This is a genomic window from Paraburkholderia aromaticivorans (assembly GCF_012689525.1).
GTDB lineage: Bacteria > Pseudomonadota > Gammaproteobacteria > Burkholderiales > Burkholderiaceae > Paraburkholderia > Paraburkholderia aromaticivorans_A.
Window position 1 is genome coordinate 1,547,237 of record NZ_CP051516.1, and the last position, 11,277, is coordinate 1,558,513.

The 11,277-nt window shown below is 64.8% G+C and carries 10 protein-coding genes and 1 pseudogene; 10 read left to right on the forward strand and 1 reads right to left on the reverse strand.

What is annotated here, in order from left to right:
- Position 1: 1 nt before the first annotated feature.
- Positions 2 to 610 carry a cysteine dioxygenase gene (locus HF916_RS34840; RefSeq protein ID WP_168793347.1) on the forward strand — a complete coding sequence of 203 codons (609 nt, stop codon included), beginning with the start codon at positions 2 to 4 and terminating at the stop codon, positions 608 to 610.
- Positions 607 to 2,208, forward strand: a complete 1,602-nt coding sequence (locus HF916_RS34845) for a rhodanese-related sulfurtransferase (protein ID WP_168793348.1) — start codon at positions 607 to 609, stop codon at positions 2,206 to 2,208. The genes HF916_RS34840 and HF916_RS34845 overlap by 4 nt, the downstream gene beginning before the upstream one ends.
- 5 nt (positions 2,209 to 2,213) lie before the next feature.
- Here HF916_RS34845 and HF916_RS34850 read toward each other — a convergent pair whose 3' ends face one another.
- The gene (locus tag HF916_RS34850) at positions 2,214 to 3,125 is read right to left on the reverse strand and encodes a LysR family transcriptional regulator (protein WP_168793349.1); all 912 of its coding nucleotides are present in this window, start codon (positions 3,123 to 3,125) and stop codon (positions 2,214 to 2,216) included.
- A gap of 188 nt (positions 3,126 to 3,313) precedes the next feature.
- Here HF916_RS34850 and HF916_RS34855 point away from each other — a divergent pair, with 188 nt between their 5' ends.
- The 8 genes and pseudogenes from HF916_RS34855 to HF916_RS34890 all read left to right on the forward strand — a co-directional run bounded on the left by HF916_RS34855 (position 3,314) and on the right by HF916_RS34890 (position 11,207).
- Positions 3,314 to 4,300: an ABC transporter substrate-binding protein gene (locus HF916_RS34855; protein ID WP_240975804.1), complete on the forward strand. Its 987-nt coding sequence runs from the start codon at positions 3,314 to 3,316 to the stop codon at positions 4,298 to 4,300.
- A gap of 22 nt (positions 4,301 to 4,322) precedes the next feature.
- Positions 4,323 to 5,512, forward strand: a pseudogene (locus HF916_RS52140) (acyl-CoA dehydrogenase family protein).
- A 535-nt stretch (positions 5,513 to 6,047) separates the two neighbouring features.
- On the forward strand, positions 6,048 to 6,599 hold the full coding sequence (locus tag HF916_RS34865; RefSeq protein WP_168793350.1) for a hypothetical protein: 552 nt from the start codon (positions 6,048 to 6,050) through the stop codon (positions 6,597 to 6,599).
- A gap of 28 nt (positions 6,600 to 6,627) precedes the next feature.
- Positions 6,628 to 7,581, forward strand: a complete 954-nt coding sequence (locus HF916_RS34870) for a patatin-like phospholipase family protein (RefSeq protein WP_168793351.1) — start codon at positions 6,628 to 6,630, stop codon at positions 7,579 to 7,581.
- Between the two features lie 270 nt (positions 7,582 to 7,851).
- A complete protein-coding gene (locus HF916_RS34875) occupies positions 7,852 to 8,541 on the forward strand; it encodes an ABC transporter permease (protein WP_168793352.1) in 690 nt (229 codons plus the stop codon).
- Positions 8,542 to 8,545: 4 nt separating this feature from the next.
- Entirely contained in the window at positions 8,546 to 9,259 is a 714-nt protein-coding gene (locus HF916_RS34880) for an ABC transporter permease (protein WP_168793353.1), read from the forward strand.
- Between the two features lie 81 nt (positions 9,260 to 9,340).
- On the forward strand, positions 9,341 to 10,132 hold the full coding sequence (locus HF916_RS34885; protein WP_168793354.1) for an ABC transporter ATP-binding protein: 792 nt from the start codon (positions 9,341 to 9,343) through the stop codon (positions 10,130 to 10,132).
- 25 nt (positions 10,133 to 10,157) lie between these two features.
- The gene (locus HF916_RS34890) at positions 10,158 to 11,207 is read left to right on the forward strand and encodes a GlxA family transcriptional regulator (RefSeq protein WP_168793355.1); all 1,050 of its coding nucleotides are present in this window, start codon (positions 10,158 to 10,160) and stop codon (positions 11,205 to 11,207) included.
- The last annotated feature ends 70 nt before the right edge of the window (positions 11,208 to 11,277 follow it).

The following is an 11,277-nucleotide window of genomic DNA, read 5'->3' on the forward strand; positions in this document are numbered from 1 at the left end:
GATGACTCAAGCCCTGAGGCCGGACCGCCTGCGCGCGTTCGCCGGCCGGATTGCGTCGCTCGTCGACGAAGCGGCGCCCGAAGCGCATCTGCTGGAACACGGCGGCGCCGCGCTGCGCGAGTTGATCGCCCACGACGACTGGCTGCCCGACGCCTTCGCGCAACCCGATCCCGAGCGGTATCAGCAATACCTGCTGTACGCGGATGCGCGGCAGCGTTTTTCAATCGTCAGTTTTGTGTGGGGACCCGGGCAGGCGACGCCGGTGCACGATCACACCGTCTGGGGTTTGATCGGTGTGCTGCGTGGCGCGGAAATTGCACAGGGTCACCGTATCGCCGAAGACGGCACGCTGCAAAAAAACGGCGCGGCCAAACGGCTCGACGCCGGCGCCGTGGATGCGGTGTCGCCGCGCATCGGCGATATTCATCGCGTGAGTAACGCTTTTAGTGACCGTACGTCGATCAGCATTCACGTGTACGGTGCAAATATTGGTGCGGTGAAACGGTCCGTCTATCTGGACGGCGCCGCCCGCAAGCCGTTTATCTCCGGCTACGCGAACGACGTGTTGCCGAATATCTGGAATGTTGCGAAGGAGTCCCCGATCTCATGAGTTTCGCTCAGGCATTTCGTACCCGATCATTCGAAGACGTGCGCCGCGCACTGCTCGAGCGCGAGGAAATCGCGCTCGTCGACGTGCGTGAGGAAGATCCGCACGCCCGCAGTCATCCGCTGTTCGCCGCCAATCTGCCGCTGTCGCGGCTCGAACTCGACGCGCCCGTGCGCTTGCCGCGCCAGGCAGTGCCCGTCGTGGTGTTCGATTCCGGCGAAGGACTCGCCGAGCGCGCCGCGCGCCGTCTCACTGAATTGGGCTATCCCGATGTCGCCCTGCTTGAGGGCGGTTTGCAAGGCTGGCGCGAGGCAGGCGGCGAGCTGTTCCAGGACGTCAACGTGCCGAGCAAGGCGTTCGGCGAACTGGTGGAAAGCGTGCGTCATACGCCGTCGCTGGCCGCGCCGCAAGTGCAGGCGCTGCTCGATCACGAAGCCGACGCGGTGGTGCTCGACGCGCGCCGCTTCGACGAATATCAGACCATGAATATTCCCGGCAGCATCAGCGTGCCGGGCGCGGAGCTGGTGCTGCGCGCACGCCAGCTTGCGCCGAATCCGGCGACGCGGATCATCGTCAATTGCGCCGGGCGCACGCGCAGCATCATCGGCGCGCAGTCGCTGATCAATGCGGGCGTGCCGAATCCGGTCGCGGCGCTGCGCAATGGCACGATCGGCTGGACGCTGGCCGGCCAGGCGCTGGCGCACGGCAGTTCGCGCCGCTTCGAGCCGATTGCCGACGATCAACTGCGTCTGGCCGCCGCCGACGCCGCGCGCGCGGTGGCGGATCGCGCGAAGGTCGGCCGCACGTCACGCGACGAAGCGCGCCGCTGGGCCGGTGAAGCGGTACGCACCGTGTATCGCTTCGACGTGCGCACGCCGGAAGAATACGAAGCGGGCCACGTGCCCGGTTTTCGCAGCGCGCCGGGCGGCCAACTCGTGCAGGAAACCGACATGTTCGCGCCGGTGCGCGGGGCACGCGTAATCCTCGCGGATAACGACGGCGTGCGCGCGAACATGACCGCGTCGTGGCTCGCGCAGATGAACGTCGAGGTGTATGTCGTCGATGGTTTGATGACGGCGGACTTCGGCGAGAAGGGCGCGGCGCCCGCGGTCCGCCATGCGCCCACGCCGCCCGCCGCCGATGAAATCACGCCGGCCGGACTGGTCACGCTGCTGCAATCGCGCGGCACTGCCGTGCTCGATTTCACCAGCAGCGCGAACTACGTGAAGCGCCATATTCCCGGCGCGTGGTTCGTGATTCGCGGCGAACTCGAAAAGGCGCTGCACAAGCTGCCGGATGCGCAGCGTTATGTGGTGACCTGCGGCAGCAGCCAACTCGCGCGCTTCGCCGCGCCCGACGTTGCGGAGTTGACTGGCAAACCGGTGCAGGTGCTGAGCGGCGGCACGGCGGCGTGGATCGAAGCGGGCTTGCCGCTCGAGAGCGGCGAGACGCGCATGGCATCGGCGCGCATCGATCGTTACCGGCGGCCTTATGAGGGTACCGATAACGCGCGCGAGGCGATGAACGCGTATCTGGAATGGGAGTATGGTCTCGTCGCGCAACTCGGGCGCGATGGTACGCATGGGTTTCGCGTGATCTGAGCGCCTCAGGCCGCGCGCTGCGCGCGCGCTTCCTTGAACTGCCGTTCGACAGCCGCGCCGAAACGCTCGACCGGCCGTTGCAGTTTGCCGAGCACGCGCGGCTGCACGAGCCAGATATCGATGAGCGGCTTGAAGTCGCTCACCGTCACGATATCGAGCGTGTCCACATGAGCGCTCGCTTGCAGGAGCGGCAGCGGCACGAGACCCAGGCCGTTGCCGTCCGCGACGAGTTGCAATTGCAACTCGGTGCCGAGCGTTTCCAGATTCAGCTTGAGGGCGAGCCCGAGCCCGGTGAGCGCGCGTTGCAGGCCGTCGCGGAAACCGCAGCCGTCCGGATTCAACACCCAGCCGATCGACTGGCATTCCGCCAGCGTATGCGCGCGCCTTTTCAGCAGGCCTTTCTGCGCGACCACCGCCAGTTTGATGCGACCTAGCGAGCGGGCCGACAGCGCGTCGTCGAAGCTCTTATTGCTGGGCAACAGGATCGCGGCGGCGTCGAGTTCGCCCTGTTCCACGCGTTGCAGCAACTGGCTGCCCCAGCCGGTCGACGCGCGCGCCTGCAGATCGGGATACTCCGTTTTCAGGCCGCGCATCGCCTCGGTCAGCGCGATATCCGCGATCGTCTGCGCGACGCCGAGACGCAGCGTGCCGACCGGCGGCGTGTCGGTGGCGACGATCTCCCGCAGCACGTCGAGTTCGCGCTGGATCACGCGGCATTGTTCGTAGACGATGCGTCCCGTGGCCGTCGCCCTGAGCGGACGCGTATTGCGGTCGAGCAGTTCGACGCCGAGCGCTTCCTCGAAATTCTGCAGACGGCGCGTGATCGCCGGTTGCGTGAGGCCGAGCGAGAGCGCCGCCTGCTGCAGCGACTGACAGCGAATCACGGTGACGTAGGCGTCGATTTCGTCGATCTTCATGATGAGCGGTAACCGGATGGAAGCACAAAAGAATCCGCCCGATGATACCCGCGCCGGCGCATGATCGCGTTGGGTCGCGCAAGAAAATTACGCATATTTGCTTAGCAGAATAATGCGTTTGTCTTATACAAAGGCCTGCCTTATCGTCGATGACAAATCCACTCGTTGCCACGACGTACGCGCTGCCCATGACGACCTCCCGTTTTTATTTCGCAATCCGATCTGTTCTGAAACGCGCGTTGTCCACAACGCCCGGCGTTGCCGCGCTTGCAGCGTCGGCATTGCTGTGCGCCGCGCCTTCATACGGAGCCGATGTGCTGGTGCTCAAGGTCGGCGACCAATCCTTGCAAACCCGCGGCATTCTGGAAGCGTCCGGCCAGTTGAAAGACCTGCCGTACAAGATCGAATGGTTCAACTTTCCGGCGGCGCAGCCGCTCGGCGAAGCATTGAATGCGGGCGCGGTCGATGTCGGCGGTCTCGGCGATGCGCCGCTCGTCTTCGCGCTGGCCGCCGGCGCGCGGGTGAGGGCGGTCGCGGCGACGCGCTCGAATCCGCTGGATCTGGCGATCGTCGTCGGCGCGCAGTCGCCGCTCAACGACGCGGCGAGTCTGAAGGGCAAGCGCATTGCCACGACGCGCGGCTCGATCGGCCACTACCTCGCGCTCGCCGCATTGAAAAAGGCCAACGTGCCGCTCACCGACGTCACTTTCGTATTCCTCGCGCCCGCCGATGCGAAAGCGGCGCTTGCCTCGGGCAGCGTCGATGCGTGGTCGGTCTGGGATCCGTACACCGCGCTCGGCGAAGCGCGCGATCACGACCGCATCATCGCCAACGGCGTGGGTCTTTCGGAAGGGCTGAGCTATCAGGTCGCCACTGAACGCGCGATCACCGACAAGCGCGCGCAGCTCGCCGATTTCTTGCGGCGCGTGGCGATCGGTCAGCGTTGGGCGCTCTCGCATCCCGACGAAGTCGCGACGATGCAGTCGCGCGTCACGGGCCTGCCGACCGATGTGCTGAAGACTGTCTATCAGCGCGGCCAGGTGCATCCGGTGGCGATCGACGACAGCGTCGTGGCCGCCCAGCAGCGCACGGCGGATACCTACGAAGCCGCCAACGTGATCCGCGCGCATCTGGACGTGCGTCCGAGCTTCGATCGCAGCTTCCCGTTGCCTTGACGCGGCCAGCCGGAGTCTCCGCATGAACGCCCCGATTGCCGACAGCGCCGTGACACGGCGTCATCCACCGCTCGATAGCGATGCATTCGACGCATTGCTGGCGCAACTCACGAACGAGTTTGCCGCAAGCGCCGCGCACCATGACCGCACGGCTGAATTCCCGCATGCAAATCTCGCGCGCCTGCACGAGTTCGATCTGCTTTCGCTGACGGTGCCCACAGCGCTCGGCGGCGCGGGCGCGAGCTTGCCGCAGGCCTTGAAGGTGGTGCGCGCGGTGGCGCGCGGCGAGCCGTCCACGGCGCTGGTGGTTGTAATGCAGTATCTGTTTCATCATCGCTTGCAGGGCAATCCGCATTGGCCGGTCGACCTGCGCGAACGCGTGGCGCGCGAAGCGGTGCGTGAGGGCGCTTTGATCAACTCGCTGCGCGTCGAACCCGAACTTGGCTCGCCCGCGCGCGGCGGCTTGCCGTCGACCATCGCGAAGCGCCACGCGGACGGCTGGCTGATCGACGGCAGCAAGCTGTATTCGACGGCAGCCCCGGTCTCAGCTGGCTCGCGGTGTGGGCGCGCAGCGACGAGACGCCGCCGCGCGTCGGCGTGTGGCTGGTGCACCGCGACACGCCCGGCGTGCGGGTGGGCAGCGAGTGGAATCACCTCGGCATGCGCGCCACCGGCAGTCACGAACTGGTGTTCGACAACGTGTTCGTGCCGGCCGCGCATGCAGTGGACGTGCATCCGCCAAGCGCGCCGGGCGCCGGGCTCGACGCGCTCGGCATGGCGTGGATGAGCGTGCTGTTGTCGGCGGTCTACGACGGCATCGCGCGGGCCGCGCGCGACTGGTTCGCGCAATGGGCCGCCGATCGCACGCCCGGCAGTCTCGGCGCGCCGCTGTCGAGCCTGCCGGCCTTCCAGCAGACGCTCGGCCGCATCGACGCGCTGCTGGTCAACAATCGCGTGCTGCTCGACGCGAGCGCGCGTGCCGAACACGTGACGCTCGACGAAGCGCCGCTCGTCAAATACACGGTGACGAATCAGGCAATCGAAGCGGTGCAGCTGGCGATCGAAGCGAGCGGCAACCCCGGTCTTTCGCGCGACAATCCGCTCGAGCGTCACTATCGCGACGTGCTGTGCGCGCGGATTCACACGCCGCAGAATGACTCGGCGCTGCAGGCGGTGGGACGCGCGGGCTTTGCATCGATTTCGCGCGCTTGAAACGTCTCGTCGAAAGTCGCTGACGACCTCGCCACCCAACGCAAATCATCTGCCGATTCGGTGTAAACGCGCTCTCGTCTAAACCCGCCAATCCGTTTAGATTAGCTGCACTTGGAAGGCTTATCGAGGGACCAGGGCGGCCAATCAAGCAGCGGTTTGCCATTCCGGCGATGGCGCAAGGTGAGCGGCCAAGGTTGCTCACCGCTTCGTCCGGGACCAGACCGCTGCGCGTCGTCCGCGGTGCTTCGTTTTCAGGCGGCCCAGTCGGCCGCTTCCACTTTCCGGTTGACCGTACCGACCGACCCGGCGACGCTTTGCACAGCGTCGCCTTTTTGCTTGTGGCGACGGTTTTCAACGTGGTTTGCCGCGTGACTTCCCGCCGTCGCCGACTCTTGCCTCCGCCACCATGTACGACGGCGCACACCGCCGTGCCGCGCCCGCTCGCGGTTTTGCCCGTGCGCGGTTATCCTGTAGCAGACACTACACAACGGGATGCGGGCCTTCGCAGCCTGCGTCCGTACAGGAAAAACTCGCTGTGAGCCTCAAACTGCTGACTGTCGCCATGCTGGCCGCGTGCGTCGCGTTGGCCGGTTGCGACGACCAATCGAGCGACCGCGCCGTGCAAAAACTCAAGGAATTCTTCAACGCCGTCAAACCGGATGCGTTGCTGCTAAAGGACATGACGCCGGGCGTCACGACCGAAGCGCAGATCCGCGACCAGATGGGCAAGCCGGAAACCGAGCGCACGTTCACCGACGGTTCGAAACGCTTCGAATATCCGCGCGGCCCGCAAGGCCTGAATACGTACATGGTCGACATCGATCGTGACGGCAAATTGCAGGCGATCACCCAGGTGCTTACGGCGGCCAACTTCGCGAAGATCCGCATGGGTATGAGCGAGGACGAAGTGCGCCGCCTGCTCGGCAAGCCCGGTCAGATCGCGGTGTTTCCGCTCAAGCCGGAAACCGTATGGAGCTGGAAATGGCGCGAAGGCGGCGTGACCGAAGAGGGGATTTTCAACGTGCATTTCGACCAGTTTCAGAAGGTGTACACGACATCGCGCTCCGACGTGATCCGTGGGCGATAGAAGGTAGAAGACAGAAGCGGGGAAGAAGATGATTCGTCGACGTCGATACAGTCGGATCGGGCTGGTGTTAGGGGGCGGCGCCGCGCGCGGCTGGGCGCATATCGGTGCGATTCGCGCGCTGCACGATGCGGGCATCAAGCCCGATGTGATCTGCGGCACGTCGATCGGCGCGCTGGTGGGCGCGGTGTACGCGAACGGCGATCTCGACTGGCTCGAGGAGTGGGTCTCGCGGCTCACGTGGCAGACGGTGGTGCGCCTGCTCGATCTGCGGTTTTCGGGCGGCCTGCTCGGCGGGCGCAAGGTGATCCAGCTGTTCGCCGACAAATTCAATGGCCGCTCGATCGCGCAGTTGAACATGCCGTTCGCGGCGGTCGCCACCGAACTCGATTCGGGCCGCGAAAGCTGGCTGCAGGACGGCAGCGTGCTGGACTCGGTGCGCGCCTCGATTGCGATTCCCGGGATTTTCACGCCGGTGTGGCACAACGGCGTCTGGCTGGTGGACGGCGGCTTGAGCAACCCGGTGCCGGTTTCGGTGGCGCGCGGCATGCGCGCGGACTGCGTGATCGCCGTCGATCTGAACAACGATATTCTGAATGGCCGCGATTTCGGCGGCGCGGTGGTCGACACGCCCGCCATCGATCCAACGGCGCCGCCGCCGCTCGCGCTGCGCCGCAACGGCAAGCCCTGGCCGAGCTGGCTCGCGCCCGCCGAGGCGCGCGCCACCGACGACGTGCGCGTGCCGCCCGCGCCGAGCGCACGCGTGCCGTCCATGCTGAGTTCGATCGCGCAGAGCATCGACATCATGCAGGTGCGGATTTCGCGCAGCCGCCTCGCGGGCGAACCGGCGGATATCCTGATCCAGCCGCGACTCGGCGGCATGGGGATTTTCGACTTTCATCGCGCGGCGCCGGCCATCGAGGAAGGGCGCGCGGCGGTGGAATATATGCTGCCGGCGATTCGGGCAAGGCTGGGGATTGATTAGCGTCTATCGAAAAAGCGACCCGAAACTTGCTAAATCGCGGCGGCGCTCGCCGCGCGCTTCCCGCCTTACAAATCCCAATTCCCCGCAAAACCAAGCTCTGCAAGCTGCGCAGCGCGCCAAAGCACGTCTTGCTGCATCGCAACAAAGCTTCCGCAGGCCTTTGAGAAATTAATTTTCGCTTGCGAGACTCCGCGCCATGCTGGACGAGTGGGGCAGACACAAGCCGACACCGTCCGACACATCCTCAAACAAACCTGGATGGAGACACGCGTGTTCCTATACGGCTTTGGTCCGGTGTTGCTGGCCGGCACGATCCAGACGATCGAGCTGTCCGTCCTGTCGCTGGCGGCCGCCGTGCTGCTCGGCCTCGCGGGCGCGGCGGCGAAACTCTCGTTCAACCGCCCGCTGCGGGCAATCGCGACCGGGTACACGACACTGATCCGCTCGGTGCCCGACCTCGTGCTGATGCTGCTGCTGTTCTACAGCATCCAGATCGCGGTCAACAATCTCACCGACGCGCTGAATCTGCCGCAGTTTGATATCGACCCGTTCGTGGCCGGCGTGCTCACGCTCGGCTTCATCTACGGCGCGTACTTCACCGAGACCTTTCGCGGTGCGTTTCTGGCGGTGCCGCGCGGCCAGCTCGAAGCGGGCAGCGCGTACGGCATGAGCGGCGCGCGCGTGTTCACGCGCATCCTGTTCCCGCAGATGATGCGTTTCGCGCTGCCGGGCATCGGCAACAACTGGCAGGTGCTGGTGAAGGCGACGGCGCTGGTGTCGATCATCGGTCTCGCCGACGTGGTCAAAGCCGCGCAGGACGCCGGCAAAAGCACCTTCAACATGTTCTTCTTCATCCTGATCGCCGCGTTGATCTATCTGGCGATCACCACCGCGTCGAATCTCGTGCTGATCTGGCTGGAAAAGCGCTACTCGATCGGCGTGCGGCACGCGGAGCTCTGAGACCATGATCGACATCCTCAATCAATTCTGGCGCGCGTTCCTGTACTGGGACGGCCAGCGCATGTCCGGCTTAGCGGTCACGCTGTGGCTGCTGGTGGCATCGGTCGGGATGGGCTTCTGCGCGGCGATTCCGCTGGCGGTGGCGCGCGTGTCGAAGAAGCGCTGGCTCTCCACGCCGGTGCGTCTCTACACTTACGTGTTTCGCGGCACGCCGCTGTACGTGCAGTTGCTGTTGATCTACACCGGTATGTATAGCCTCGAATTCGTGCGCTCGCATCAAGTGCTGGACGCGTTTTTCCGCAGCGGTTTTCACTGCGCGATTCTCGCCTTTGCACTGAACACCTGCGCGTACACCACGGAGATTTTCGCCGGCGCGATCCGTTCGACCTCGCACGGCGAAGTGGAAGCGGCCCGCGCCTACGGCATGAGCTGGTTCACGATGTACCGGCGCATTGTGATACCGTCCGCGCTGCGCCGGGCCTTGCCGTTGTACAGTAACGAAGTGATCCTGATGCTGCACGCCACCACGGTCGCCTTCACGGCCACGGTGCCGGACATCCTGAAGGTGGCGCGCGACGCGAACTCGGCCACCTACCAGTCGTTCGACGCGTTCGGCCTCGCGGCGCTGATTTACCTGGTGGTGTCGTTCGGGCTGGTGGCTTTATTTCGCCGCGCTGAGCGTCATTGGCTAGGTTACCTGGCGGTGCGTACGCATTGAAACGCGCCGTGTTTGTAGTGTGTGGCACGTTATCCTCGCGCCGTCACGAAGATTGATCCGTATTTTCAAAGGGAGAGCATCTTGCTCCACACGACTCAGACCGAAGCTTGCAAGCTCGCCGTACAGGACATCCACAAGCGCTTCGGCGACAACGAAGTGCTCAAGGGCGTGTCGCTCAATGCGAACAAGGGCGACGTGATCAGCATCATCGGTGCGAGCGGGTCGGGCAAGAGCACCTTCCTGCGCTGCATCAATTTTCTCGAACGGCCGAACGCCGGGCAGATCGTGGTGGACGGCGAGATGGTAAAGACGAAAGTCGATCGTGCCGGCAATCTCGAAGTCGCCGATCACAAGCAGTTGCAGCGCATTCGCACGAAGCTCTCCATGGTGTTCCAGCATTTCAACCTGTGGGCGCACATGAATGTGATCGAGAACATCATTGAGGCGCCGATGCATGTGCTGGGCCTGAAGCGCAAGGAAGCCGAAGACCGCGCGCGTGAATATCTCGAGAAGGTCGGTCTCGCGCCGCGCCTCGAAAAGCAGTATCCGTCGCATCTGTCGGGCGGGCAGCAGCAGCGTGTGGCGATTGCCCGCGCGCTGGCCATGGACCCCGACGTGATGCTGTTCGACGAGCCGACTTCCGCGCTCGATCCCGAACTGGTCGGCGAAGTGCTGAAGGTCATGCAGAAGCTTGCCGAAGAAGGCCGCACCATGATCGTCGTCACGCACGAAATGGGTTTCGCGCGCAACGTGTCGAACCATGTGATGTTCCTGCATCAAGGCCGCACCGAAGAAGAAGGCTTGCCCGCGGAAGTGCTGACCACGCCGCGCAGCGAGCGGCTCAAGCAGTTCCTGTCCGGTAGCCTGAAGTAACGCGCGGCTCGCGCGGATTCACTCGATGCCCCGCACGTCCAGCCCGGCTCGCACCACGCAGGTCGCCATCGTCGCCTTGCCGCCCGTGTCGATGTCGGGCGTCGGGCCGATTGTCGACGCGCTCAATCTTGCCAATGAAATCGACGGCCGCGCGCTGTACCGCGTGCAGGTGTGCTCGTGGGACGGCCGCGCGGTGCCGCTCGCGGGCGGCGCGCACTGGCCGGCCGACGCCGCCTTCGGCGATGCGATTGCGTGCGACTGGCTGATCATTGTCAGCGAGCGCTTTCAGCAATTCGCCGACTATCGCCTCTTTCTCGCCAGCCTGTCGCGCGTTGGGCAGCGCACGCCGCTCGTTACCGGCATTCATCACGGGGTCTGGTGGCTCGCCATGGCAGGGCAGTTGTCCGGCTATCGCGTGAGCGTCAACTGGGAAACCTATCAGCAGTTCTCCGAGCAGTTCGAACGCTCCATCGTCACGCAACAGATTTTCGAAATCGACCGCGATCGCGCGACCTGCGCGGGCGGTCAGGCGACCGTCGACTTCATGCTGGCGATGATCGGCCGCGAGCACGGTCCCGAACTCGCGGATCGCATCGCGGACACACTCGGCGTCGGCGTGTTGCGCGCGGGCGAGGAGCGGCAGCGCATTCCGTTCGTGACCGCGCCGGGCGAGCGTCATCCGCGCCTGAACGACGCGTTGCTGCTGATGGAAGCGAATATCGAAGACCCGCTCACCACCGATGAGATCGCGGGCCTTGTCGGCGTGTCGCGGCGGCAGTTGGAGCGCCTGTTTCGCCAGTATCTCGGCTCGATGCCGTCCAAATACTATCTGGGACTGCGGCTTTCGAAAGCGCGCACGCAATTGCAGCGCACCAGCAAGTCGGTGGTGCAGATCAGTCTCGCTTGCGGTTTTTCGTCGGCGGCGCACTTTTCGAATGCGTACCGTGAACGCTTTGATGTCACACCGCGAGAGGATCGTCGTAACTGGATCGACAAGCAGACCGGCGCAAGCGGCGCCACGGCCAGCGAGCCACGGCCGGGCGCGCTGATCGAACGGCCGGATCAGGCGGACTGAAACGGACAGAAACGGACTGAATCGCGGATCGGAACGCGGACTGAAGCGCGGACTGAAAGGTGCACCAGGC